Here is a 24,635-nt window from a genome sequence, read left to right on the forward strand (position 1 = left end):
ACGGGCTACCGCACGAACACGCCCGCCTGGCTCGCCAGATCCAGGAAGTACTGCGGCGCGAGGCCCAGCACCAGCGTCACGGCGACGCCCACGCCGATCGCCGTCATCGTCAGTGGCGAGGGCACGGCGACCGTGGGGCCGTCCGCCTTCGGCTCGCTGAAGAACATCAGCACGATGACCCGGACGTAGAAGAACGCGGCGATCGCCGACGAGATCACACCGACCACGACCAGCGCCCCGGCCCCGCCGTCCGCCGCCGCCTTGAAGACGGCGAACTTCCCGGCGAAGCCCGAGGTCAGCGGAATGCCGGCGAAGGCCAGCAGGAAGATCGCGAAGACCGCAGCCACCAATGGCGAACGCCGCCCGAGCCCCGCCCACTTGGACAGATGCGTCGCCTCGCCGCCCGCGTCGCGCACCAGTGTGACGACGGCGAACGCGCCGACCGTCACGAAGGAGTACGCCGCCAGGTAGAAGAGGACGGAGGAGATGCCCTCGTCCGTCAGCGCGATGACACCGGCCAGGATGAAGCCCGCGTGCGCGATCGACGAGTACGCCAGGAGGCGCTTGATGTCCGTCTGGGTGATCGCGACGATGGCGCCGAACACCATGGTGGCGATCGCGACGCCGAACATCACCGGCCGGAAGTCCCAGCGCAGGCCCGGCAGGACCACGTACAGCAGCCGCAGCAGCGCGCCGAACGCCGCCACCTTCGTCGCGGCGGCCATGAAGCCGGTGACCGGTGTGGGCGCGCCCTGGTAGACGTCCGGGGTCCACATGTGGAACGGCACCGCGCCGACCTTGAAGAGCAGGCCCATGAGGATCATCGCGCCGCCGATGAGCAGCAGCGCGTCGTTGCCCATGGTGTCGGCGAGGACCGGGTCGACCGTGCCGACGGAGCCGTCCACGACGGCGGCGATGCGCGCGTACGTCACCGAGCCCGCGTAGCCGTACAGCAGCGCGATGCCGAAGAGCAGGAACGCGGACGAGAAGGCGCCGAGCAGGAAGTACTTCACCGCGGCCTCCTGCGACATCAGCCGCTTGCGGCGGGCGAGGGCGCAGAGGAGGTAGAGCGGGAGGGAGAAGACCTCCAGCGCGATGAAGAGCGTCAGCAGGTCGTTGGCGGCCGGGAAGACCAGCATGCCGGCCACCGCGAACAGCGCGATCGGGAAGACCTCGGTGGTGGTGAACCCGGCCCGGACCGCCGCCTTCTCGCTCTCGCTGCCGGGCACCGAGGCGCCCTGGGCGGCGAAGGAGTCGACGCGGTTGCCGTGACTCACCGGGTCGAGCCTGCGCTCGGCGAAGGTGAACACGGCGACGATCGCCGTCAGGATGATGACGCCCTGGAGGAACAGCGCGGGGCCGTCCACGGCGATCGCGCCCATCGCGGCCAGATGCGCCTTCGTGCTGCCGTACCCGCCCGCCGCCAGGGCGACCACCGCGGCGAACGCGGCGGCCAGGGCGACGACCGAGAGGAAGAGCTGGGCGTAGTACCGCCCCTTCCTCGGTACGAAGGCCTCAAGAAGGATGCCCACGACAGCGGCGCCCAGCACGATCAGCACCGGGGCCAGTTGCGCGTATTCGATCTTGGGGGCCGGGATCTTGTCGATCCCCTGGGCCGCCGTCGTTGTCCACAGGCTGTGGACAGCTGTCGCACTCACGGTGCTGCCTCCACCTCGGGCTTGGGATCGGTCTTCTGTACGTCACTCATGGTGTGCTCCACCGCCGGATTCACGATGTCGGTCAGCGGCTTCGGGTAGACGCCCAGGAAGAGAAGGAGCGCGATCAGCGGGGTGACGACCGCCAGCTCCCGGAGCCTCAGGTCCGGCATGGTGCGGACCGACTCGTTCACCGGACCCGTCATCGTGCGCTGGTAGAGGACCAGGACGTACAGCGCGGCGAGCACGATGCCGACGGTCGCGATGATCCCGATCACCGGATAGACGCTGAACGTGCCGACCAGGACCAGGAATTCACTCACGAACGGGGCGAGCCCCGGCAGCGAGAGAGTCGCCAGACCACCGATCAGGAACGTGCCGGCCAGGACCGGGGCGACCTTCTGCACACCGCCGTAGTCCGAGATGAGCCGCGAACCGCGCCGCGAGATCAGGAAGCCCGCGACCAGCAGCAGCGCCGCCGTCGAGATCCCGTGGTTGATCATGTAGAGCGTCGCGCCCGACTGGCCCTGGCTGGTCATCGCGAAGATGCCCATGATGATGAAGCCGAAGTGCGAGATCGACGCGTAGGCGATCAGCCGCTTGATGTCACGCTGGCCGACCGCGAGCAGCGCGCCGTAGACGATGCTGATCAGCGCCAGGATCAGCACCGCGGGGGTGGCCCACTTGGACGCCTCCGGGAAGAGCTGGAGGCAGAAGCGCAGCATCGCGAACGTGCCGACCTTGTCGACCACCGCGGTGATCAGGACGGCGACGGGCGCGGTCGCCTCGCCCATGGCGTTGGGCAGCCAGGTGTGCACCGGCCACAGCGGCGCCTTGACGGCGAAGGCGAAGAAGAAGCCCAGGAAGAGCCACCTCTCCACACCCGTCGACATGTCCAGCGTGCCGTTGGCCCTGGCCGCGGCGATCTCGCTCAGCGAGAAGGTCCCCGCCTCCACGAAGAGACCGATGACCGCGGCCAGCATGATCAGACCGCCGGCGAGGTTGTAGAGGAGGAACTTCACGGCCGCGTACGACCGCTGGGTGGCTCCGGCCTCGTCGCCGCCCGCGTGGGCCCGGTCCCCGAAGCCGCCGATGAGGAAGTACACCGGGATGAGCATGGCTTCGAACAGGATGTAGAAGAGGAAGACGTCGGTGGCCTCGAAGGAGAGGATCACCATCGCCTCGACCATCAGGATCAGGGCGAAGAAGCCCTGCGTCGGCCGCCAGCGGGAGGACTTCGTCTCCAGCGGGTCGGCGTCGTGCCAGCCCGCGAGGATGATGAAGGGGATCAGCAGGGCGGTGAGCGCCATGAGCGACACCCCGATGCCGTCCACGCCCAGTTCGTATCTGACTCCGAAGTCGGAGATCCAGGCGTGGGACTCGGTGAGCTGATACCGGTCGCCGCCGGGCTCGAAGCGGACCAGCGCGATCGCCGCCAGCACGAGCGTGGCGAGCGAGAAGGCCAGCGCGATCCACTTGGCCCCGGTGCGCCTGGCGGCCGGGACGGCCGCTGTGACGATCGCGCCGATCGCCGGGACGGCCGCCGTCGCCGTCAGAAGAGGGAACGACATCTGGTTACACCGCCCTCATCAGCAGGGTCGCGGCGATGAGCACTGCCGTACCTCCGAACATCGAGACCGCGTAGGAGCGGGCGTAGCCGTTCTGCAGCTTGCGCAGCCGGCCGGAGAGCCCGCCGAACGACGCCGCCGTGCCGTTGACGACTCCGTCGACCAGGGTGTGGTCGACATACACGAGCGAGCGGGTGAGGTGCTCGCCGCCGCGGACCAGGACCACATGGTTGAAGTCGTCCTGGAGGAGATCGCGGCGGGCGGCGCGGGTGAGCAGCGAGCCGCGCGGCGCCGTGACCGGCACCGGCTTGCGGCCGTACTGGAGATACGCGGCACCGACACCGATGAGCAGCACCACGACCGTGGACGTGGTGACGGCCGCCGCGCTGATCGGCGGGTGGCCGTGCTCGAACTGGGTGACCGGCTCCAGCCACTTCACGAACGACTCGTTCAGTGAGAAGAGACCGCCCGCGAAGACCGAGCCGAAGGCCAGGACGATCATCGGGATCGTCATCGACCTGGGCGACTCGTGCGGGTGCGGCTCGTTTCCTTCCGCGTCCGGCTGCCAGCGCTTCTCACCGAAGAAGGTCATCAGCATCACGCGCGTCATGTAGTACGCCGTGAGGGCCGCGCCCAGCAGGGTGACGGCGCCGAGGATCCAGCCCTCGGTGCCTCCCTTGGCGAACGCCGCCTCGATGATCTTGTCCTTCGACCAGAAGCCGGAGAGACCGGGGAAGCCGATGATCGCGAGATAGCCGAGACCGAAGGTGACGAAGGTGACCGGCATGTACTTCCGCAGGCCGCCGTACTTGCGCATGTCCACTTCGTCGTTCATGCCGTGCATGACCGAGCCGGCGCCGAGGAACAGCCCCGCCTTGAAGAAGCCGTGCGTCACCAGGTGCATGATCGCGAAGACGTAGCCGATGGGACCGAGGCCCGCGGCCAGGATCATGTAGCCGATCTGGGACATCGTCGAGCCCGCGAGGGCCTTCTTGATGTCGTCCTTCGCGCAACCGACGATCGCACCGAAGAGGAGCGTGACCGCTCCGACGATGACGACGACCAGCTGGGCGTCCGGGGACGCGTTGAAGATCGCGCCGGACCGGGTGATCAGATACACGCCCGCGGTCACCATCGTCGCCGCGTGGATCAGGGCCGAGACCGGGGTCGGGCCCTCCATCGCGTCGCCGAGCCAGGACTGGAGCGGCACCTGGGCCGACTTGCCGCAGGCCGCCAGCAGCAGCATCAGGCCGATGCCCGTCAGCGTGCCGCCGCTCGCCTCACCGGTGGACTCCAGGACGGGCCCGAAGGCGAACGTGCCGAAGGTGGTGAACATCAGCATGATCGCGATCGACAGGCCCATGTCGCCGACACGGTTGACCAGGAACGCCTTCTTGGCCGCCGTGGCCGCGCTGGGCTTGTGCTGCCAGAAGCCGATGAGCAGGTACGACGCGAGGCCGACACCCTCCCAGCCGAAGTACAGCAGCAGGTAGTTGTCAGCGAGGACGAGCAGCAGCATCGCCGCGAGGAACAGGTTCAGATAGCCGAAGAAGCGGCGGCGCCGCTCGTCGTGCTCCATGTACCCGATGGAGTAGATGTGGATCAGGGTGCCGACGCCGGTGATCAGCAGCACGAACGTCATCGACAGCTGGTCGAGCTGGAAGGCGACGTCCGCCTGGAAGCTCTCGACGGGCACCCAGCTGAACAGGTGCTGGTGCAGGGCGCGTTCCTCGCCGCCCTTGCCCAGCATGTCCGCGAACAGCACCACACCGATCACGAAGGAGGCGGCCGCCAGCAGCGTGCCGAGCAGATGTCCCACCCGGTCCAGGCGTCGCCCGCCGCACAGCAGAAGACCTGCTCCGAGCAGGGGCGCCGCGATGAGCAGCGCAATCAGATTCTCCACGATTCAGCGACCCCTCAGAGCTTCATCAGGCTGGCGTCGTCGACCGAGGCCGAGTGGCGCGAACGGAACACCGACACGATGATCGCGAGCCCGACGACGACTTCCGCCGCTGCGACGACCATCGTGAAGAAGGCGATGATCTGGCCGTCCAGATTGCCGTGCATCCGGGAGAAGGCGACGAACGCGAGGTTGCACGCGTTGAGCATCAGCTCGACGCACATGAAGACGACGATCGCATTGCGCCGGATCAGCACCCCGGCCGCACCGATGGTGAACAACAGGGCGGCGAGATAGAGGTAGTTGACCGGATTCATTTGGTGACCCCCTCCTCGCGGTCCCGGTGGTCCCGGCGGCCGAGGCGCTCGCTCGACCGCTGCTCAAGCGCCTTCAGGTCGGCCATGGCCTCACCGGACACGTCCCGGATCTGGCCGCGGTCCTTGAGCGTCTTGCTGACCGTCAGCTCGGACGTCGTGCCGTCGGGCAGCAGACCGGCGATGTCCACCGCGTTGTGCCTGGCGTAGACACCGGGCGCGGGCAGCGGCGGTACGTGCTTGCTGCGGATCCGCCGCTCGGACATCTCCCGCTGGGTCAGGGCCCGTTCGGTGCGCTCGCGGTGCGTGAGCACCATCGCGCCGACCGAGGCGGTGATCAGCAGGGCGCCGGTGATCTCGAAGGCGAACACGTACCTGGTGAAGATCAGGGCCGCGAGGCCTTCCACGTTGCCCCCGGCGTTGGCGACGCCGAGTCCGGTGAAGGTCGTCAGTGACGCGTTGCCGATACCGGCGATCAGCAGGATGCCGAAGCCGAGCCCGCAGGCGGCGGCCCACCAGCGCTGGCCCTTGATCGTCTCCGTGAGCGAGTCGGCGGCGGTGACGCCGACGAGCATGACCACGAAGAGGAACAGCATCATGATCGCGCCGGTGTAGACGACGATCTGCACGATGCCCAGGAAGTAAGCCCCGTTGGCCAGATAGAAGACCGCGAGGATGATCATGGTCCCGGCGAGACAGAGCGCGCTGTGCACGGCCCGCCTCATCAGGATGGTGCCGAGCGCGCCGAGCACGGCGACCGTGCCGAGGATCCAGAACTGGACGGCCTCGCCGGTCGAGGTGAGGGAAGCGGCCGTGTTCATCCGCCGATCACCGTCCTCGACGCCGGTTCGTCCTCGCCGAAGTCGGAGGCGCCTTCCTGCGGGCGCTCGCCCTTGGTGAAGGCGACCTGCTGGACCGTGCCGGGGGCGGCCTCGGTCACCAGGCCCCGGTAGTAGTCCTGTTCGTCCGTGCCGGGGAAGATCGAGTGCGGGGACTCGACCATGCCCTCCTCCAGACCCGCGAGGAGCTGCTCCTTGGTGTAGATGAGGCTCTCGCGCGTACTGTCCGCGAGCTCGAACTCGTTGGTCATCGTGAGTGCCCGCGTGGGGCACGCCTCGATGCAGAGTCCGCACAGGATGCAGCGGGCGTAGTTGATCTGGTAGACGCGGCCGTAGCGCTCGCCCGGGGAGTAGCGCTCCTCCTCGGTGTTGTCCGCGCCCTCGACATAGATCGCGTCCGCCGGGCAGGCCCAGGCGCACAGCTCACAGCCGATGCACTTCTCCAGGCCGTCCGGATGACGGTTCAGCTGATGGCGGCCGTGGAAGCGCGGCGCCGTCACCTTCTCCGTCTCCGGATACTGCTCGGTCAGCCGCTTCTTGAACATGGCCTTGAAGGTCACGCCGAAGCCGGCGACCGGATTCAGCCGGCGCGCGCCGGGGTCGTCCCCCTTCGAACCTTTGGAAGCGTTGTCAGGCACCGTCAGCCTCCTTTCCGTCACTCTCAGTATTGACCCCGCCACTGACAACCAGTTCGCGCTCACCGCGTGAGCGCCGGCGCGGCACGGGCGGCAGGGTCTGCCCCGGCAGCGGAGGCACCGGGAATCCACCGGCCATCGGATCGAACGGGGGCGGTGGTGGTTCGGCCGCGGCCGCGGCCTTCTCCTTCCTGTCGCGGAAGATGTCGGCGACGAAGGAGAGCAGCAGGATCGCGATGACGGCCCCGGCCACGTAGAGCACGATGTCCTGGAAGTCGTAGTTCTCGTTCCGCAGGGCACGCACGGTGGCCACCAGCATCAGCCAGACGACCGAGACCGGGATCAGGACCTTCCAGCCGAGCTTCATCAGCTGGTCGTAGCGCACCCGCGGGAGCGTGCCGCGCAGCCAGATGAAGAAGAACAGCAGCAGCTGGACCTTGACGATGAACCAGAGCATCGGCCACCAGCCGTGGTTCGCACCCTCCCAGAACGTGGAGATCGGGTACGGGGCCCGCCAGCCGCCCAGGAAGAGCGTGGCGGAGACGGCGGAGACGGTGACCATGTTGACGTACTCGGCCAGCATGAACAGCGCGAACTTGATCGACGAGTACTCGGTGTTGAAGCCGCCGACCAGGTCGCCCTCGGACTCGGGCATGTCGAACGGCGCGCGGTTGGTCTCGCCGACCATGGTGACGATGTAGATGATGAAGGAGACCGGCAGCAGGATGATGTACCACCGGTCGGCCTGCGCCTCGACGATCGCCGAGGTCGACATCGACCCGGAGTAGAGGAACACCGAGGCGAACGCGGCGCCCATGGCGATCTCGTACGAGATCATCTGCGCGCACGAGCGCAGACCGCCGAGCAGCGGGTACGTCGATCCGGACGACCAGCCGGCGAGGACGATGCCGTAGATGCCGACCGAGGCGACCGCGAGGATGTAGAGCATCGCGATCGGCAGGTCGGTCAGCTGCATCGTCGTGCGGTGGCCGAAGATCGAGACCTCGTTGCCCGCGGGGCCGAAGGGGATCACGGCGATCGCCATGAAGGCGGGCACCGCCGCGATGACCGGCGCCAGGATGTAGACGAACTTGTCGGCCCGCTTGACGACGACGTCTTCCTTCAGCATCAGCTTGATGCCGTCGGCGAGCGACTGGAGCATGCCCCAGGGGCCGTGCCGGTTGGGCCCGATGCGCAGCTGCATCCAGGCGACGACCTTGCGCTCCCAGACGATGGCGACCAGCACGGTCACCATCAGGAACGCGAAGCAGAAGACGGCCTTGAGGGCCACCAGCCACCACGGGTCGGTGCCGAACATCGAGAGGTCCTCGGCGGCGAGGACGCTCTGCGCGGGTGCCGCGCCGAGTTGGGCGAGGGCGGTCATGCGCGCACCTCCGGTGCGTCGGACTCCGGGGCGCCCGCCGGGGCCTGTGCCTCGGCGGGGCCGATCCGGACCAGCGTGCCCGGCCGGGATCCGGTGTCCGCGAGGACACCGCCGCCGGCCGAGTTCAGCGGCAGCCAGACGACCTTGTCGGGCATCTCGGTGACGCTGAGCGGCAGTTCGACCGAGCCGGCGGGCCCGGTGACGGCCAGGACGTCGCCGTCCTTGACGCCCGTCTCGGCCGCCGTGGCGGCGGAGAGCCGGGCGACGGCCGCGTGGCGGGTGCCCGCCAGGGCCTCGTCGCCGTCCTGGAGCCTGCCCTGGTCGAGCAGCAGCCGGTGACCGGCGAGCAGCGCCTCGCCCGCGCCCGGACGGGGCAGCGGACGCGACGAGTCGACGGGACCTTCGGCGTGCGGTCCTTCCCAGTGGCCGAGCCGGTCCAGTTCGGTGTGCACGGCCTTCAGATCGGGCAGCGCCAGGGGTACGTCCATGGCGTCGGCGAGCATGTGCAGCACCCGCGCGTCGTCCGTGGCCAGCCGGCGCGTCATCTGCTCGGGCTTGAGTGCCGCCTCGAACATCCGGACCCTGCCCTCCCAGTTGAGGAAGGTGCCGGCCTTCTCGGCGACGGCCGCGACGGGGAAGACGACGTCGGCGTGGTCGGTGACCTCGCTGGGACGCAGCTCCATCGAGACCAGGAAGCCGACGGCGCCGAGCGCCTCACGCGCGCGTGCCGGGTCCGGCAGGTCGGCGACCTCGACGCCCGCGACGACCAGCGCGCCGAGTTCGCCGGTCGCGGCGGCCTCGACGATCTGGCCGGTGTCCCGGCCGTGGCGGTGCGGCAGTTCGCGTACGCGCCAGACCTCGGCGACCTCCTCACGGGCCCCCGGGTCCGTGGCGGGACGGCCGCCGGGCAGCAGCGTCGGCAGCGCGCCGGCCTCGACCGCGCCGCGCTCACCGGCCCTGCGCGGCACCCAGACAAGCTTGGCGCCGGTCGCGGTGGCGGCCCTGGCGGCGGCGGTGAGCCCGCCGGGGACGGCGGCGAGCCGTTCGCCTACGACGATCACCGCGCCGCTCTCGCGCAGGGCGTCGGCGGCGCGGACTCCCGCGCCTTCGAGGCCGGTCTGCGAGGCGAGCGCGTCGAGCCACTCGGTCTCGGTGCCGGGAGCGGCCGACAGCAGCGTGCCGCCCGCCTTGGTCAGACCGCGCGTGGCGTGTGTGGCGACGGAGAAGCTGCGCTGCCCGCGCTTGCGGTGGGCCTTGCGCATCCTCAGGAAGAGGCCGGGCGCCTCCTCCTCGGACTCGAAACCGACGAGCAGGACGGCCGGGGCCTTCTCCAGCGTCGTGTTCGTGACGCCCTTGCCGTCCAGGTCGACGCCGTGTCCCGCGACGTACGCGGCGAGGAACTCGGCCTCCTCCGCGCTGTGCACGCGCGCGCGGAAGTCGATGTCGTTGGTGTCGAGCGCGACCCGGGCGAACTTGGCGTACGCGTAGGAGTCCTCGACGGTCAGCCGGCCGCCGGTCAGGACCCCGGCCCGGCCGCGCGCGGCGGCGAGACCGCTGGCGGCGGCCTCAAGTGCCTCGGGCCAGCTCGCCGGTTCCAGCTCGCCGTCCGCGCCCCGTACGAGCGGCGAGGTGATCCGGTCCGCCCGCTGCGCGTAGCGGAAGCCGAACCGCCCCTTGTCGCACATCCACTCCTCGTTGACCTCGGGGTCGTCGGCGGCCATGCGCCGCATGACCTTGCCGCGCCGGTGGTCGGTGCGGGTGGCGCAGCCGCCCGCGCAGTGCTCGCACACGCTCGGCGATGAGACCAGGTCGAACGGGCGGGAGCGGAAACGGTACGCCGCCGAGGTCAGCGCGCCGACCGGGCAGATCTGGATGGTGTTGCCGGAGAAGTACGACTGGAACGGGTCGCCCACGCCGATGCCGACCTGCTGGAGCGCGCCGCGCTCCAGGAACTCGATCACCGGGTCGCCCGCGACCTGGTTGGAGAAGCGGGTGCAGCGCGCGCAGAGCACGCACCGCTCGCGGTCGAGCAGCACCTGGGTGGAGATCGGTACGGGCTTCTCGAAGGTCCGCTTCTTGCCGTCGAACCTGCTGTCGGCCTGACCGGCGCTCATCGCCTGGTTCTGGAGCGGGCACTCACCGCCCTTGTCGCAGACCGGGCAGTCCAGCGGGTGGTTGATGAGCAGCAGCTCCATCACACCGCGCTGGGCCTTCTCGGCGACCGGCGAGGTCATCTGTGACTTGACGACCATGCCGTCGGTGCAGGTGATGGTGCAGGAGGCCATCGGCTTGCGCTGGCCCTCGACCTCGACGATGCACTGCCGGCAGGCGCCGGCCGGGTCGAGGAGCGGATGGTCGCAGAACCGGGGGATCTCGATGCCGAGGAGTTCGGCGGCGCGGATCACCAAAGTCCCCTTGGGGACCGAGATCTCGATGCCGTCGATCGTCAGCGAGACGAGATCTTCGGGCGGGACCGCCGCCTCGCCGCCGCCGGAGGGGGCAGACGTGGTGACTGTCATGCGTTCACCTCCAGGTGCGCGTGTCGGTCGGCCCACAGCGTGGACTTCGCCGGGTCGAAGGGGCAGCCCTTGCCGGTGATGTGCTGCTCGTACTCCTCGCGGAAGTACTTGAGCGAGGAGAAGATCGGCGCGGCGGCGCCGTCGCCGAGGGCGCAGAACGACTTGCCGTTGATGTTGTCGGCGATGTCGTTCAGTTTGTCGAGGTCGGAGGGCACGCCCTTGCCGGCCTCGATATCGCGGAGCAACTGCACGAGCCAGTACGTGCCTTCACGGCACGGTGTGCACTTGCCGCACGACTCGTGGGCGTAGAACTCGGTCCAGCGGGTGACGGCCCGCACCACACAGGTGGTCTCGTCGAAGCACTGGAGGGCCTTGGTGCCGAGCATGGATCCGGCGGCGCCGACGCCCTCGTAGTCGAGCGGGACGTCCAGGTGCTCCTCGGTGAACATCGGGGTCGAAGAGCCGCCCGGGGTCCAGAACTTGAGCCGGTGGCCCGGCCGCATGCCGCCGCCCATGTCGAGCAGCTGGCGCAGGGTGATGCCGAGCGGGGCCTCGTACTGGCCGGGGGCGGCGACATGGCCGCTGAGCGAGTAGAGCGTGAAGCCCGCGGACTTCTCGCTGCCCATCGACTTGAACCAGTCCTTGCCGCGGCCCAGGATCGCGGGAACCGAGGCGATGGACTCGACGTTGTTCACCACAGTGGGGCACGCGTAGAGACCCGCGACCGCCGGGAACGGCGGGCGGAGGCGGGGCTGTCCGCGCCGTCCCTCCAGCGAGTCCAGCAGCGCGGTCTCCTCGCCGCAGATGTACGCGCCGGCCCCCGCGTGCACGGTGATGTCGAGGTCGATCCCGCTGCCGAGGATGTCCTTGCCGAGGTAGCCCGCCTCGTAGGCCTCACGTACGGCCTCGTGCAGCCTGCGCAGGACGGGCACGACCTCCCCGCGCAGATAGATGAAGGCGTGCGACGAGCGGATCGCGTAGCACGCGATGATCATTCCCTCGATGAGGGAGTGCGGATTGGCGAAGAGAAGGGGGATGTCCTTGCAGGTGCCCGGCTCCGACTCGTCGGCGTTGACGACGAGATAGTGCGGTTTGCCGTCGCCCTGCGGAATGAACTGCCACTTCATCCCGGTGGGGAAGCCTGCGCCGCCCCTGCCGCGCAGACCGGAGTCCTTGACGTACGCGATGAGGTCGTCGGGCGTCATGGCGAGCGCCTTGCGCAGCCCCTCGTACCCCTCGTGCCGCCGGTAGGTCTCCAGCGTCCACGCGTCGGGCTGGTCCCAGAACGCGGACAGGACCGGAGAGAGAAGCTTCTCCGGGCCGGTGTCGCTCATCTCGGGTGCGGTGGTCATCACTTCCCCTCCTCGGCTGCCGGGCCCGTGGCCGTGTCGCGCGGTGCGGGCGTACGGGCCGGGATCGCCTCGCCCTTGGCCAGCTTCAGGCCGGTCAGCGAGGCGGGGCCCGCGCCACCGGTGGCATCGACGGCGCCGGGGCGCTCGTCGGGGAAGCCCGCGAGGATGCGCGCGGTCTCCTTGTACGTGCACAGGGGCGCGCCGCGCGTCGGGGTGACCTGCTCGCCGGCCCGCAGGTCGTCCACGAGCTGCTTCGCCGACTCGACGGTCTGGTTGTCGAAGAACTCCCAGTTGACCATCACCACCGGCGCGAAGTCGCAGGCCGCGTTGCACTCGATGTGCTCCAGCGTGACCTTGCCGTCCTCGGTGGTCTCGTTGTTGCCGACGCCCAGGTGCTGCTTCAGCTCGTCGAAGATGGCGTCGCCGCCCATCACCGCGCAGAGCGTGTTGGTGCAGACGCCGACCTGGTAGTCGCCGGACGGCTTGCGCCGGTACATCGAGTAGAAGGTGGAGACCGCGGTCACCTCGGCGGTGGTCAGCCCCAGCATCTCGGCGCAGAACCGGACGCCGGTACGGGTGACGTACCCCTCCTCGGACTGCGTGAGGTGCAGCAGCGGCAGCAGGGCCGAGCGGCTGTCGGGGTAGCGGGCGATCACCTCCTTCGCGTCCGTCTCCAGCCGGGCGCGTACATCGGCCGGGTAGTCGGGGGCGGGGAGTTGGGGCATTCCGAGGCTGACCTCGGAATTCGGTGTGGTGGTCACCGGTCGACGCCTCCCATCACGGGGTCGAGGGACGCGACGGCGACGATGACGTCGGCCACCTGGCCGCCCTCGCACATGGCCGCCATGGACTGGAGATTGGTGAACGACGGGTCGCGGAAGTGGACCCGGTAGGGGCGCGTGCCCCCGTCGGAGACGACGTGCACGCCGAGTTCGCCCTTGGGCGACTCGACGGCGGCGTACGCCTGCCCCGGCGGGACCCGGAAGCCCTCCGTCACCAGCTTGAAGTGATGGATCAGAGCCTCCATGGACGTGCCCATGATGTTCTTGATGTGGTCGAGCGAGTTGCCGAGGCCGTCCGGGCCGAGCGCGAGCTGCGCGGGCCAGGCGATCTTCTTGTCGCCGACCATCACCGGGCCCGGCTCCAGCCGGTCCAGGCACTGCTCGACGATCCGCAGGGACTGCCTCATCTCCTCCAGCCGGATGAGGAAGCGGCCGTAGGCGTCGCAGGTCTCGGCGGTCGGGATGTCGAATTCGTACGTCTCGTAGCCGCAGTACGGGTCGGTCTTGCGCAGGTCGTGCGGCAGCCCGGCCGAGCGCAGGATCGGTCCCGTGGCGCCGAGCGCCATGCAGCCGGCCAGGTCGAGATAGCCGACGTCCTGCATACGGGCCTTGAAGATCGGGTTGCCGGTGGCGAGCTTGTCGTACTCCGGCAGGTTCTTGCGCAGGGTCTTCAGCAGCTCGCGCAGATGGTCGACGGCGCCCGGGGGAAGGTCCTGGGCGAGGCCGCCGGGCCGGATGTACGCGTGGTTCATGCGCAGGCCGGTGATCAACTCGTACGCGTCGAGGATCAGTTCACGATCACGGAAGCCGTAGATCATGATCGTGGTCGCGCCCAGTTCCATACCGCCGGTGGCGATGGCCACCAGGTGCGAGGAGAGCCGGTTGAGCTCCATCAGCAGGACGCGGATGACGTTCGCCCGGTCCGGGATGTCGTCCTCGATACCCAGCAGCGACTCCACGGCGCGGCAGTAGGCCGTCTCGTTGAAGAACGACGTCAGGTAGTCCATGCGCGTGACAAAGGTGGTGCCCTGCGTCCAGTTGCGGAATTCGAGGTTCTTCTCGATGCCGGTGTGGAGATAGCCGATGCCGCAGCGGGCCTCGGTGACCGTCTCGCCGTCGATCTCCAGGATCAGCCTGAGCACACCGTGCGTCGACGGGTGCTGCGGCCCCATGTTGACGATGATGCGCTCGTCGTCCGACTTGGCCGCGGTCTCGACGACCTCGTCCCAGTCACCGCCGGTGACGGTGTAGACGGTGCCTTCAGTGGTGGCACGGGGAGTGGCTTGGGGGGTGGTCATGAGTACGACCTCCGCTGGTCCGGCGACGGGATCTGGGCGCCCTTGTACTCGACGGCGATGCCGCCGAGGGGATAGTCCTTGCGCTGCGGGAAGCCCTGCCAGTCGTCCGGCATTATGATCCGGGTGAGGGCGGGGTGGCCGTCGAAGATCAAGCCGAAGAAGTCGTACGTCTCGCGCTCGTGCCAGTCGTTGGTCGGATAGATCTCGACCAGGGACGGCACATGCGGGTCGCTGTCCGGTGCGGACACCTCAAGGCGGATCAGCCGGCCGTGCGTCAGTGAACGCAGGTGGTAGACGGCGTGCAGCTCACGGCCCTTGTCGCCCAGGAAGTGGACGCCGGACACACCCGTACAGAGCTCGAAGCGGAGCGCCGGGTCGTCGCGCAGGGTCCTGGCCACCTGGACCAGATGCTCGCGGGCGATGTGGAAGGTGAGTTCGCCCCGGTCCACGACGGTCTTCTCGATGGCGTTGGCGGGGAGCAGTCCCTGCTCCTCCAGCGCGCCTTCGAGTTCGTCGGCGATCTCGTCGAAGACACCGTCGCGCCCACCGTAGGGGCGGCTGGACGCGCCCGGCAGGGTCACTGTCCTGACGAGACCGCCGTAACCGCTGGTGTCGCCGCCGCCGGTGTCGGTGCCGAACATGCCCTTGCGTACGCCGATGACCTCGGAGGCCTGGCCGCGCGCGGACGGAACGCCGGCGTCGGCCGGCTGGTCGTTCTCCGGGGAACTCCCGGATCGCTGCTCCTCGCTCACCTGAGAAGCCCCTTCATCTCGATCAACGGCAGCGCCTTGAGCGCCGCTTCCTCCGCCTCGCGGGCGGCCTCCTCCGCGTTGACCCCGAGCTTGGAACTCTGGATCTTCTGGTGGAGCTTGAGGATGGAGTCCATCAGCATTTCCGGCCGCGGCGGGCAGCCCGGCAGGTAGATGTCGACAGGGACGACATGGTCGACGCCCTGGACGATCGCGTAGTTGTTGAACATCCCGCCGGACGACGCGCAAACCCCCATGGAGATGACCCACTTGGGATTGGGCATCTGGTCGTAGACCTGCCTCAGGACGGGCGCCATCTTCTGGCTCACCCGTCCCGCGACGATCATCAGGTCCGCCTGGCGCGGCGAACCGCGGAAGACCTCCATGCCGAACCGAGCCAGGTCGTACCGGCCGGCGCCCGTCGTCATCATCTCGATGGCGCAGCAGGCGAGGCCGAAGGTCGCCGGAAAGACGGACGACTTGCGCACCCAGCCCGCGGCCTGCTCGACGGTGGTCAGCAGAAATCCGCTCGGCAGCTTCTCTTCGAGTCCCATTGGTTGCCCCTCCGCGCCTTTAGTCCCATTCCAGACCGCCGCGCCGCCACACATACGCGTAGGCGACGAAGACGGTGAGCACGAAGAGCAGCATCTCCACGAGCCCGAAAAGCCCCAGTGCGTCGAAGGTGACGGCCCAGGGGTAAAGGAAGACGACCTCGATGTCGAAAATGATGAAGAGCATCGCCGTCAGGTAGTACTTGATCGGAAAGCGGCCACCTCCGGCCGGCGTGGGAGTGGGCTCGATGCCGCACTCGTACGCTTCGAGTTTTGCCCGGTTGTACCTTTTCGGGCCGATAAGCGTGGCCGCCACCACGGAGAAGATCGCAAACGCGGCACCGAGAGCGCCGAGCACGAGGATTGGCGCGTAGGCATTCACGCTCCTCGCTCCTTCCAGTCGTCCCTGACCGTTGGTCCTCAACCGAGCTTCTGTCTCGCCGCCCCACGAAGATCACGCGTATGTGAGGCAGTTCACAAGCCGGACTGTCCCGCATCCTATGCCTCCCGGTCTGTGATCTGCGACACGGGGTGGGACAAGGAGTTTGTGATCTCCACCACCCGACGATCGATCATGCGCCGAAAGGCCGGTCGATCTTCGAACGGGCAGCGTCCGATCGGTCACTTGAGGTAACAATGCGGAGAGTCACCGCTGGTCGGAGGCCATGCGGCTCTATCAAGACAACGCGGAGAGCGGCAAATTGGAGATGAACGCGGGCGGGTGATAGGCGCGCCCTCCACCCGCCAGGGGGAGGCCGCGGGACGGAGGGGGACGGGGGTGCGAACGGGCGCGGACGCGGTCGGCCGGAGCGACCGGATGCGGACCGCGTGCACGTGTTCACGAGCGCGCGTCCGCGAGCCCGCGGCATTCCGCCCGGCATCCCGTCCGCCATTCCGTCCGGCATTGCGCGCGTTCACCATTCTGTGACCTGCGCCACTGCGCTCAACCTTCTCGAAAGTGGGGCTTGGCCACCGAAGCGAACGGATGGTAGGCAGCGGGCAATCCGGGCGATTCACCGAAACCCTCTGATCACAGCCATGATCACGAGTGCCCCTTATGCCCGTTACGGCGTCAATAAGGGCCGCCGCTAAGCGGATTGATCTATTCCGAACGTAACTGTGGCGCAACACACGTTTCTTGAAGGGAACCCAAAAGCCCTGATAGCGATTGTCCTCATGTCCCACACCGCTCACATACCCAGCCACCGGAAGCCCCGCCGAGGCGCGTCGAAAACCGCGATCCGGTCCGGAGTTGCCGGTGGCGTCCTCAGCACCATCGCGCTGGCTGGTGCCGCCGCTCCGGCCAACGCCGAGCCGGTGACCGAGACCATCGAGATGCCCACGCTCACCTCCGGCATCGCGGGCGCCGTCGCGCGGTCCGCCGAGGCCACCCAGCAGGTCGCGGCCGACCTCGACCTCCAGGCCCAGGAGAACGCCGCGGCGACCCACGCCGCGAAGGTGGCCAAGAAGACCAAGGCCGAAGCGGAGCGCAAGGCCGAGGCAGCGGCGAAGGAGAAGGCCGCAGAGGCCGCCCGCGCCAAGGCGGCGGCCGAGGAGCGTGCCTCACGCTCCGAGGAGCGGACGACGCTCTCCGCCCCCTCCGGCTCCTCCTCGGGGGCCTCCCAGGGCACCACGCAGGCGACCGGCTCGGCGGCGGCCGTGCTGGCCTTCGCGCGCGCCCAGGTCGGCGACGCGTACGTCCTCGGCTCCAACGGCCCCGACTCATGGGACTGTTCCAGCCTCGTCCAGGCCGCGTACCGCCAGATCGGCGTCGACCTGCCGCGCACCTCGCAGCCGCAGTCGACCTCCGGCACCCAGGTCTCCCTGGACAACCTCCAGCCCGGCGACATCCTTTACTGGGGCGGCGCGGGCAGCGCGTACCACGTGGCGATCTACTCCGGCGGCGGCAAGTTCATCGGCGCGCAGAACTCCGGTACGGGCGTCGTCGAGAAGACGCTGGACTGGGACCCGCCGAGCGGCGCCGTCCGTCTCCTCTGACTCCTCCGACCGACCGATGCCCCGGCGCACAAGGGCGGTTCGGGGCTTGTGCCCCAACAGGCCGCGCGGACCGAGGGTCCGGCGTGAGTGCGCCGGCGGCATCGCGGGCATCGGACAGGTATCTCCCCCCACCGCGCAGGAGGCACCACCGATGACCGTCAAGGGCGTCGACGTCGCGTCGTACCAGAGCTCGTCCTTCGCCACGAAGGGCCTCGCCTTCGCCATCGTCAAGGCCACCGAAGGCACCTCGTACATCAATCCCAGGATGACCGCGCAGGCCGCGCACGCGCGCGAGGCCGGACTGGTCGTCGGCTTCTACCACTTCCTGCGGCCCGGCAGCGTGAAGGCACAGGCGAAGTACTTCGTGGACAAGGCCGGCGAGCGCGCGGGCGACCCGCTGTTCGCCGACTGGGAGGACGCGGACGTCTCGTGCGCGTCCAAGGACGCATTCCTGGCGGAGGTCCAGCGGCTGCGGGGCACGAAGCACCGCGTCGGGCTGTACTGCAACCGCGACTTCTGGCTCAACCGCGACACCACGAGCGAGGCGGGCGACGCGCTGTGGATCGCGGACTACGTGACCCCGGGCAAGCCCCGTATCAAAGCCGCGTGGAAGTTCCACCAGTACACGGACACCCCGCTGGACACGAACGTCGGCAGGTTCGCCGACGCCGCCGCCCTGCGCACGTGGGCCAAGGGCGACGGCGCGGAGTGAGCCCCGTTACGACTTGGGCGCGACCTTGCTCAGACCGTTGATGATGCGGTCCATCGCGTCGCCGCCCGTCGGGTCGGTCAGATTCGCCAGCATCTTCAGCGTGAACTTCATCAGCAGCGGATGCGTGAGCCCGCGCTGCGTCGCGATCTTCATGACCTTGGGGTTGCCGATCAGCTTCACGAAGGCGCGGCCCAGCGAGTAGTAGCCGCCGTAGGTGTCCTTGAGGACCCGCGGATAGCGCTGGAGCGCCATCTCGCGCTGCCCCGGGGTCTGCCGGGACTGCGCCTGCACGATGACGTCCGCCGCGATCTGGCCGGACTCCATGGCGTACGCGATGCCCTCGCCGTTGAACGGGTTGACCAGACCGCCCGCGTCACCGACCAGCAGCAGGCCCTTGGTGTAGTGCGGCTGCCGGTTGAAGGCCATCGGCAGCGCGGCGCCGCGGATGGGCATCGTCATGTTCTCGGGCGTGTAGCCCCAGTCCTCCGGCATCGAAGCGCACCACGCCTTGAGCACCTCGCGCCAGTCCAGCTCCCGGAACGCGGACGACGAATTGAGAATGCCCAGGCCGACGTTGGACGTGCCGTCGCCCATGCCGAAGATCCACCCGTAGCCGGGCAGCAGCCGGTCCTGCGGCCCGCGCCGGTCCCACAGCTCCAGCCACGACTCCAGGTAGTCGTCGTCGTGCCGGGGCGAGGTGAAGTACGTACGGACCGCGACGCCCATCGGCCGGTCCTCGCGCCGGTGGAGCCCCATCGCGAGCGAGAGCCGCGTGGAGTTGCCGTCCGCCGCGACGACGAGCGGGGCGTGGAAGGTGACGGGCGTCTTCTCCTCGCCCATACGGGCGTTGACGCCGGTGATCCGGCCGGTGCGCGGGTCGACGATCGGCGCGCCGACGTTGCAGCGCTCGTGCAGCCGCGCGCCGGCCTTCTGCGCCTGCCGGGCCAGCTGCTCGTCGAAGTCGTCGCGCTTGCGGACGAGTCCGTAGTCCGGATAGCTGGCCAGATCGGGCCAGTCGAGCTGGAGCCGTACGCCGCCGCCGATGATCCGCAGCCCCTTGTTACGGAGCCAGCCCGCCTCTTCGGAGATGTCGATGCCCATACCCACCAGCTGCTTGGTGGCGCGCGGGGTGAGCCCGTCGCCGCAGACCTTCTCGCGCGGGAACGCGGTCTTCTCCAGGAGCAGCACGTCCAGGCCCGACTTGGCGAGGTGGTACGCCGTGGTGGAACCGGCCGGGCCGGCCCCGACGACGATCACGTCCGCGGTGTGTTCGGAGAGGGGCTCGGTCACAGCGGGATCTCCCGAAGCTCGTGGTACCCGGCGGGCGGGTCCCGTTCATGGCGTACCGACGGCTGTGGACATGTTCGGCACTGGACAGGTGCAGTCTATGGGTGCGTACAGATCGACAAGTTGAAGGGCTGCCCACGTGAACGACATCACCCGACCGGTCCCCGTCGTGCGGCTCCGCGTTCCCGCCGAGGAGGACGCGCGCCACTGGCACCGGCTCTTCGACGATCCGGACGTGATGGAGTTCCACGGCGGCCCCGCGCCGCTCGCCGAGTACGAGGAGTTCTCCGCCCGCCAGCGCCGGCACGCCGCCGAACTCGGCTTCTGTCTCTGGACGATGCTCGACGCGAACGACGAGGTCATCGGCTTCACCGGCGCGCAGCCCTGGCCGCACACGTCGTTCGGCCCGGTCGGCGAGATCGAGATCGGCTGGCGGCTCGGCCGGGCGTACTGGGGCAAGGGGTATGTGACAGCCGCCGCGCACGCGACGCTGGAGCGGGTACGGGCGGCGGGCGTCCCCACCGTCGTGGCGATGGTCGACGCCCGCAACAACCGCTCGGTCGCGGTCACCCGGCGCCTGGGCATGGAGCTGGAGGAGACGTTCATGACGCCGGTCGGGAAGCGGAAGGCGTACCGCTTCCGGCTCAGGCTTGAGCGACCTTGACGCCTCGGTGCAGTGCCACGACCCCGCCGGTCAGATTCCGCCACGCGACCTTCGACCAGCCGGCCTTCTGGAGCAGACCGGCGAGAGCCGGCTGGTCGGGCCAGGCGCGGATGGACTCGGCGAGGTAGACGTACGCGTCCGGGTTGGAGGACACGCTCCGTGCCACCGGCGGCAGCGCGCGCATCAGGTACTCCGTGTAGACGGTCCGGAAGGGCTCCCACGTCGGCTGGGAGAACTCACAGATCACGACCTGTCCCCCGGGTTTGGTGACCCGGTACAGCTCACGGAGCGCGCCGTCCGTGTCATGGACGTTGCGCAGGCCGAAGGAGATCGTGACGGAGTCGAAGACGTCGTCCCGGAAGGGCAGTTTCGTCGCGTCACCGGCGGTCAGCGGCAGCCAGGGGTGGCGCTTCTTGCCCTCGCGCAGCATGCCGAGCGAGAAGTCGCACGGCACGACGTAGGCGCCGGTGGCGGCGAAGGGCATCGACGAGGTGGCGGTGCCCGCGGCGAGGTCGAGGATCTTCTGCGCGGGGCGGGCGTTCACCGCTCTCGCGACCTCCTTGCGCCAGAGCCGCGCCTGCCCCAGGGACAGCACGTCGTTGGTGAGGTCGTACTTGGCCGCCACGTCGTCGAACATCGAGGCGACTTCGTGCGGCTGCTTGTCCAGGGAGGCTCGGGTCACCCGTCCATTGAAGCAGTACGCCCCCGGCGCGGGCTCAGGCACGTCGGTGGACGAGGCGCCCGTCGAGGACGGTGGCCACACAACTGGCCGCGCCCGCGCGCACCAGCGCGGCGTACGGGTCACCGTCGGCCGACAGACCGGGAACGTCGAAGACTGCGAAGTCGGCCTGACGGCCATCGAAGTCCAGCGGCGGCAGCACGAAGGCCTCCTCGACCGGCCTGCCGCCCGCGAGAGGATCCAGCGCCGGCGGGCCCTGCGGATCCTCGAACCGCTCATCGACGCCGAGTCCCGAGCGCGCCACCGCGTCCGCCACCGTCTCGCGCCGGAGCCTCCCCGCGACCGCGACGGTTCCGTGCGCCAGCATTCGCCGTACCCCGCGCCGGGCACTGGCGCCCCAGCGGCCCTCGGTCATCTCCAGCGCGGCGAGCGCGGCGCCGGTGAGCGGCTCGGTGCCCAGTTCGTCGGCCTCGCGCGGGTCGGGGTGGTAGGCCTGCTCCAGCAGTTCGGGACCGTACGGATTGCGCAGTCCCGGGGTGAGGACGCCGGGCCACCGTCGTACCCGGGCGGCGGGACGCGCCGCCGCCAGCTCCTCGTACGGGCCGACGGCCTCGATGCTCCGGCCGTCGACCAGGACGGCGCCGCCCGGCACGGGCGCGCGCCCGGCGCCGGGCAGCAGCAGGTCCGCCCGGTGAATCGTCAGTGCCACGCGGTCAGTTGGCGTCGAGCAGCTTGAGTTCGGGGTGCGCCGTGCCGCCCGCGATCGCCGTGGAGGAGATGTGCGAGACGACGCGCTCGTCGACCGGGTCGTTCGCCGGGTCGTCGTGCACGACGAGGTGCTCGTACGTCGTGGCGCGCTGCGCGGGCACCCGCCCCGACTTGCGGATCAGGTCGATGATCTCCAGCCGGTTGGAACGGTGCCTGGCGCCCGCGGAGGAGACGACGTTCTCCTCCAGCATGATCGAGCCGAGGTCGTCCGCGCCGTAGTGCAGGGAGAGTTGGCCGACCTCCTTGCCCGTGGTCAGCCAGGAGCCCTGGATGTGCGCGACATTGTCGAGGAAGATCCGGGCGATGGCGATCATCCGCAGGTACTCGAAGAGTGTGGCCTGCGTCTGCCCCTTCAGCTTGTTGTTCTCCGGCTGGTAGGTGTACGGGATGAACGCCCGGAAACCGCCCGTCCGGTCCTGCACGTCGCGGATCATCCGCAGATGCTCGATCCGCTCGGCGTTCGTCTCGCCCGTGCCCATGAGCATCGTGGACGTCGACTCGACGCCGAGCCCGTGCGCGGTCTCCATGATCTCCAGCCAGCGCTCGCCGGACTCCTTGAGCGGTGCGATCGCCGTACGCGGCCGGGCCGGCAGCAGTTCGGCGCCGGCGCCCGCGAAGGAGTCGAGACCGGCCGCGTGGATCCGGCGGATGGCCTCCTCGACGGTGACGTCCGAGATCCGGGCCATGTGCTCGACCTCGGACGCGCCGAGGGAGTGGATGACCAGCTGCGGGAACGCGGCCTTGATGGCGCCGAAGTGCTTTTCGTAGTACTCCACACCGAAGTCGGGGTGGTGTCCGCCCTGGAACATGATCTGGGTGCCGCCGAGTTCGACGGTCTCCGCGCAGCGGCGCAGGATGTCGTCGAGGTCGCGGGTCCAGCCCTTGTCGGTGTCCTTGGGGGCCGCGTAGAAGGCGCAGAACTTGCACGCCGTCACGCAGACGTTGGTGTAGTTGATGTTCCGCTCGATGATGTACGTCGCGATGTGCTCCGTGCCCGCGTACCGCAGGCGGCGCGCGCTGTCGGCGGCGGAGCCGAGCGCGTGGAGGGGCGCCGAGCGGTAGAGGTCGAGCGCCTCTTCGGGGGTGATCCGGCCACCCTCGGCAGCGCGGTCCAGGACAGACTGCTGGTCGGCCTTCTCGGTCACCGGGGCGTCACCTTTCGGCGGTGTATCAGTGGATCTACGGACCGATCCAGCGTACGCCAGGCCCCCCTACCGCTTCTTCAGGGTGCCGGTGGGGTTGCCCGCGGCCTCCTCCTTCGAGACGAAGCGCAGATCCCCCTCGTCGGTGAGCGTGAACGTCAGCGCGGCGGCCTCGGTGGTCGTGCACAGCCCCGCCTCGCCGGCCCGGTCGGGATCGGTCGACTCCGAGATCCGGATCTCCTTGGCGGTGGCGGACACGAGCGTGCCCACGCCGTAGCACTTGGCCTCCACACCGAGGAGCGAGAGGAAGCTGGTGGAGCGCAGGACCTTGTCGCCCTTGCCGCCCGCGGTGATCTCGACGGTGTAGTCGCCGTGCGGCAGCCCGTTCTCCTCGGTCGTCGGCCCCTTCCACGTGCCGACGAACTCCTCGGGCACGTCCGCGACCGCGCCGGTGGCGGCGTCGTTCGGGGCCGACGCGCCCGGCTTCGGGCCGGCTCCCGCCGAGTCCTTCACGTCGGACGAGTCCGAGAACTGGTCGAGGAGCAGCGTCCCGCCCAGCGTGACGGCGGCCAGCGCGCCCGCCACGGCGAGGGCGACGGTGCAGCTCACCCCGCGGCGGCGCGGCCCGGCCCGTCCTGCGGTGACCGAGAGGGACATCCGGGGGTCGTGGGTGTCCTGCGTGTCCTGGGGGCTGCCGCCGGCCGTACGGGGTCCGGGCAGGCCGACGGGACGGGCCCGCGCGTCGTAGGTGGGAGCGCCGAACTCACCGAGCGGCGGCGCCTGGTGGGCCGCGATCGGCGGATGTCCCGCCGTGGGCGGGTGACCGGCGGGCGGCGGGGGCGTGTCGGGGCCCGGGGGCGTGGGCCAGTGCACCGGCTGCCCGGGAGCGCTCCGTACGGGCTGCGCCGCCTCCAGGTCCAGGAGCTGTACGGCCGCCCGGCTGACCTCGCGCACCAGCGGGTCCGGCAGCCAGCCGGCGTCCACCAGCAGGGCCGCCCCGCCGGGGGCGGGCGCCAGCCGCGCGGCGACCTCCGCCGGGGCGGGCCGCGCGGCCGGGTCCTTGGCCAGGCAGTGCGCGACCAGGTCCCTCAAGTCACCGTCCAGCGCGCTCAGTTCGGGCTCCTCGTGGACCACCTTGTAGAGCAGCGCCGCGGAGGAGTCACCGGGAAAGGGGCTCACCCCGGCGGCGGCGTACGCGAGCACCGCGCCCAGCGAGAAGACGTCGGACGCGCCCGTGACGCCCTTGCCGAGTATCTGCTCGGGCGCCATGTAGCCGGGCGAGCCGACGGAGACGCCGGTGGAGGTGAGCGAGGCGGTGCCGTCGGTGGCACGCGCGATGCCGAAGTCGATGAGCCGGGGCCCGTCGAGGGCCAGCAGGACGTTCGAGGGTTTGACGTCGCGGTGGACGAGGCCCAGTTCGTGGACCGCGCCCAGCGCCTCGGCGAGCCCGGCTCCCAGCGCCCGTACCGTCACCGCGGGCAGCGGGCCGTGGGCGGCCACCGCCTGGGTCAGGGAGGGGCCGGCGACATAGCCGGTGGCGACCCAGGGCGTGGCCGCCTCCGGGTCGGCATCGAGCACCGGCGCCGTCCAGGCGCCGCCGACCCGGCGGGCCGCCGCCACCTCGCGGCGGAACCGGGCCCGGAACTCCTCGTCCAGCGCGAAATGCGGATGGATGACCTTCACGGCGACCGTCCGGCCGCCCTCCGACCTGGCCAGATAGACCCGGCCCATACCACCGGCGCCGAGCCTGCCCAGCAGCCGGTACGCGCCGATGGTGCGAGGCGCGTCCGCGTCGAGCGGCTGCATCCCGTCCCCTCCCCCGTTCGGTGTGTGTCCCGC

General features: G+C 69.6%; 22 protein-coding genes. 3 read left to right on the plus strand and 19 right to left on the minus strand.

What is annotated here, in order from left to right; genetic code table 11:
• Positions 1–5: 5 nt before the first annotated feature.
• The 14 genes from nuoN to OIE74_RS15350 are packed head-to-tail and all read right to left on the minus strand — an operon-like array spanning position 6 to position 15,928.
• Complete coding sequence (nuoN, locus tag OIE74_RS15285; protein ID WP_329383285.1) at positions 6–1,658, minus strand: NADH-quinone oxidoreductase subunit NuoN; 1,653 nt, start codon at positions 1,656–1,658, stop codon at positions 6–8.
• Complete coding sequence (locus OIE74_RS15290; RefSeq protein ID WP_329383288.1) at positions 1,655–3,226, minus strand: NADH-quinone oxidoreductase subunit M; 1,572 nt, start codon at positions 3,224–3,226, stop codon at positions 1,655–1,657. The genes nuoN and OIE74_RS15290 overlap by 4 nt, the downstream gene beginning before the upstream one ends.
• A 4-nt stretch (positions 3,227–3,230) precedes the next feature.
• Positions 3,231–5,126, minus strand: a complete 1,896-nt coding sequence (gene nuoL / locus OIE74_RS15295; protein WP_329383290.1) for an NADH-quinone oxidoreductase subunit L — start codon at positions 5,124–5,126, stop codon at positions 3,231–3,233.
• A 14-nt stretch (positions 5,127–5,140) separates the two neighbouring features.
• Positions 5,141–5,440 carry an NADH-quinone oxidoreductase subunit NuoK gene (nuoK, locus tag OIE74_RS15300; RefSeq protein WP_023539425.1) on the minus strand — a complete coding sequence of 100 codons (300 nt, stop codon included), beginning with the start codon at positions 5,438–5,440 and terminating at the stop codon, positions 5,141–5,143.
• Positions 5,437–6,258 carry an NADH-quinone oxidoreductase subunit J gene (locus OIE74_RS15305; RefSeq protein ID WP_329383293.1) on the minus strand — a complete coding sequence of 274 codons (822 nt, stop codon included), beginning with the start codon at positions 6,256–6,258 and terminating at the stop codon, positions 5,437–5,439. The genes nuoK and OIE74_RS15305 overlap by 4 nt, the downstream gene beginning before the upstream one ends.
• Complete coding sequence (gene nuoI, locus OIE74_RS15310) at positions 6,255–6,914, minus strand: NADH-quinone oxidoreductase subunit NuoI (protein ID WP_329383295.1); 660 nt, start codon at positions 6,912–6,914, stop codon at positions 6,255–6,257. The genes OIE74_RS15305 and nuoI overlap by 4 nt, the downstream gene beginning before the upstream one ends.
• Positions 6,907–8,295: an NADH-quinone oxidoreductase subunit NuoH gene (nuoH, locus tag OIE74_RS15315; RefSeq protein WP_329383298.1), complete on the minus strand. Its 1,389-nt coding sequence runs from the start codon at positions 8,293–8,295 to the stop codon at positions 6,907–6,909. The genes nuoI and nuoH overlap by 8 nt, the downstream gene beginning before the upstream one ends.
• A complete protein-coding gene (locus tag OIE74_RS15320) occupies positions 8,292–10,814 on the minus strand; it encodes an NADH-quinone oxidoreductase subunit G (RefSeq protein WP_329383302.1) in 2,523 nt (840 codons plus the stop codon). Before OIE74_RS15320 ends, nuoH begins: the two co-directional genes overlap by 4 nt.
• Positions 10,811–12,166 (minus strand): NADH-quinone oxidoreductase subunit NuoF, encoded by a 1,356-nt coding sequence (gene nuoF, locus OIE74_RS15325; protein WP_329383305.1) that lies wholly within the window; start codon positions 12,164–12,166, stop codon positions 10,811–10,813. Before nuoF ends, OIE74_RS15320 begins: the two co-directional genes overlap by 4 nt.
• Positions 12,166–12,927: an NADH-quinone oxidoreductase subunit NuoE gene (gene nuoE, locus OIE74_RS15330; protein ID WP_443076119.1), complete on the minus strand. Its 762-nt coding sequence runs from the start codon at positions 12,925–12,927 to the stop codon at positions 12,166–12,168. Before nuoE ends, nuoF begins: the two co-directional genes overlap by 1 nt.
• Positions 12,924–14,246, minus strand: coding sequence for an NADH-quinone oxidoreductase subunit D (locus tag OIE74_RS15335; RefSeq protein ID WP_329383309.1), 1,323 nt, complete (start codon positions 14,244–14,246; stop codon positions 12,924–12,926). The genes nuoE and OIE74_RS15335 overlap by 4 nt, the downstream gene beginning before the upstream one ends.
• The gene (locus tag OIE74_RS15340) at positions 14,243–14,998 is read right to left on the minus strand and encodes an NADH-quinone oxidoreductase subunit C (protein WP_329383311.1); all 756 of its coding nucleotides are present in this window, start codon (positions 14,996–14,998) and stop codon (positions 14,243–14,245) included. The genes OIE74_RS15335 and OIE74_RS15340 overlap by 4 nt, the downstream gene beginning before the upstream one ends.
• Positions 14,995–15,549, minus strand: a complete 555-nt coding sequence (locus OIE74_RS15345; RefSeq protein ID WP_329383313.1) for a NuoB/complex I 20 kDa subunit family protein — start codon at positions 15,547–15,549, stop codon at positions 14,995–14,997. The genes OIE74_RS15340 and OIE74_RS15345 overlap by 4 nt, the downstream gene beginning before the upstream one ends.
• A gap of 19 nt (positions 15,550–15,568) precedes the next feature.
• Positions 15,569–15,928 carry an NADH-quinone oxidoreductase subunit A gene (locus tag OIE74_RS15350; protein WP_023539436.1) on the minus strand — a complete coding sequence of 120 codons (360 nt, stop codon included), beginning with the start codon at positions 15,926–15,928 and terminating at the stop codon, positions 15,569–15,571.
• A gap of 794 nt (positions 15,929–16,722) precedes the next feature.
• Here OIE74_RS15350 and OIE74_RS15355 point away from each other — a divergent pair.
• A complete protein-coding gene (locus OIE74_RS15355; protein ID WP_329383316.1) occupies positions 16,723–17,544 on the plus strand; it encodes a C40 family peptidase in 822 nt (273 codons plus the stop codon).
• A gap of 151 nt (positions 17,545–17,695) precedes the next feature.
• Entirely contained in the window at positions 17,696–18,256 is a 561-nt protein-coding gene (locus OIE74_RS15360; protein WP_329383319.1) for a glycoside hydrolase family 25 protein, read from the plus strand.
• 6 nt (positions 18,257–18,262) lie between these two features.
• Here the strand turns inward: OIE74_RS15360 and OIE74_RS15365 are convergent, their stop codons facing one another.
• Positions 18,263–19,546 (minus strand): geranylgeranyl reductase family protein, encoded by a 1,284-nt coding sequence (locus tag OIE74_RS15365; RefSeq protein ID WP_329383322.1) that lies wholly within the window; start codon positions 19,544–19,546, stop codon positions 18,263–18,265.
• Between the two features lie 145 nt (positions 19,547–19,691).
• On the opposite strand from OIE74_RS15365, the gene OIE74_RS15370 reads away from it, so the two are divergent.
• On the plus strand, positions 19,692–20,207 hold the full coding sequence (locus OIE74_RS15370) for a GNAT family N-acetyltransferase (RefSeq protein WP_329392305.1): 516 nt from the start codon (positions 19,692–19,694) through the stop codon (positions 20,205–20,207).
• On the opposite strand, the gene OIE74_RS15375 is transcribed toward OIE74_RS15370, so the two are convergent.
• The 4 genes from OIE74_RS15375 to OIE74_RS15390 form a co-directional block, all read right to left on the minus strand.
• Entirely contained in the window at positions 20,188–20,889 is a 702-nt protein-coding gene (locus OIE74_RS15375; protein WP_329383325.1) for a demethylmenaquinone methyltransferase, read from the minus strand. The two genes, OIE74_RS15370 and OIE74_RS15375, sit on opposite strands and share 20 nt — an antisense overlap.
• Positions 20,890–20,923: 34 nt before the next feature.
• The gene (locus OIE74_RS15380; protein WP_329392306.1) at positions 20,924–21,589 is read right to left on the minus strand and encodes an imidazolonepropionase-like domain-containing protein; all 666 of its coding nucleotides are present in this window, start codon (positions 21,587–21,589) and stop codon (positions 20,924–20,926) included.
• A 10-nt stretch (positions 21,590–21,599) separates the two neighbouring features.
• Complete coding sequence (gene mqnC, locus OIE74_RS15385) at positions 21,600–22,799, minus strand: cyclic dehypoxanthinyl futalosine synthase (protein ID WP_329383328.1); 1,200 nt, start codon at positions 22,797–22,799, stop codon at positions 21,600–21,602.
• A 66-nt stretch (positions 22,800–22,865) separates the two neighbouring features.
• Positions 22,866–24,602, minus strand: a complete 1,737-nt coding sequence (locus OIE74_RS15390) for a serine/threonine-protein kinase (RefSeq protein ID WP_329383330.1) — start codon at positions 24,600–24,602, stop codon at positions 22,866–22,868.
• Positions 24,603–24,635 lie beyond the last annotated feature (33 nt).

The organism is Streptomyces sp. NBC_01716 (assembly GCF_036248275.1).
GTDB lineage: Bacteria > Actinomycetota > Actinomycetes > Streptomycetales > Streptomycetaceae > Streptomyces.

Excerpts from the sequence above, each read along its gene's own strand:
- OIE74_RS15345 (WP_329383313.1), bottom strand. The coding sequence starts at position 15,549 with ATGGGACTCGAAGAGAAGCTGCCGAGCGGATTTCTGCTGACCACCGTC.
- nuoH (WP_329383298.1), bottom strand. The coding sequence starts at position 8,295 with ATGACCGCCCTCGCCCAACTCGGCGCGGCACCCGCGCAGAGCGTCCTC.
- nuoF (WP_329383305.1), bottom strand. The coding sequence starts at position 12,166 with ATGACCACCGCACCCGAGATGAGCGACACCGGCCCGGAGAAGCTTCTC.
- OIE74_RS15320 (WP_329383302.1), bottom strand. The coding sequence starts at position 10,814 with ATGACAGTCACCACGTCTGCCCCCTCCGGCGGCGGCGAGGCGGCGGTC.
- OIE74_RS15290 (WP_329383288.1), bottom strand. The coding sequence starts at position 3,226 with ATGTCGTTCCCTCTTCTGACGGCGACGGCGGCCGTCCCGGCGATCGGC.
- nuoK (WP_023539425.1), bottom strand. The coding sequence starts at position 5,440 with ATGAATCCGGTCAACTACCTCTATCTCGCCGCCCTGTTGTTCACCATC.
- OIE74_RS15335 (WP_329383309.1), bottom strand. The coding sequence starts at position 14,246 with ATGACCACCCCCCAAGCCACTCCCCGTGCCACCACTGAAGGCACCGTC.
- OIE74_RS15390 (WP_329383330.1), bottom strand. The coding sequence starts at position 24,602 with ATGCAGCCGCTCGACGCGGACGCGCCTCGCACCATCGGCGCGTACCGG.
- OIE74_RS15360 (WP_329383319.1), top strand. The coding sequence starts at position 17,696 with ATGACCGTCAAGGGCGTCGACGTCGCGTCGTACCAGAGCTCGTCCTTC.
- OIE74_RS15355 (WP_329383316.1), top strand. The coding sequence starts at position 16,723 with ATGTCCCACACCGCTCACATACCCAGCCACCGGAAGCCCCGCCGAGGC.
- OIE74_RS15305 (WP_329383293.1), bottom strand. The coding sequence starts at position 6,258 with ATGAACACGGCCGCTTCCCTCACCTCGACCGGCGAGGCCGTCCAGTTC.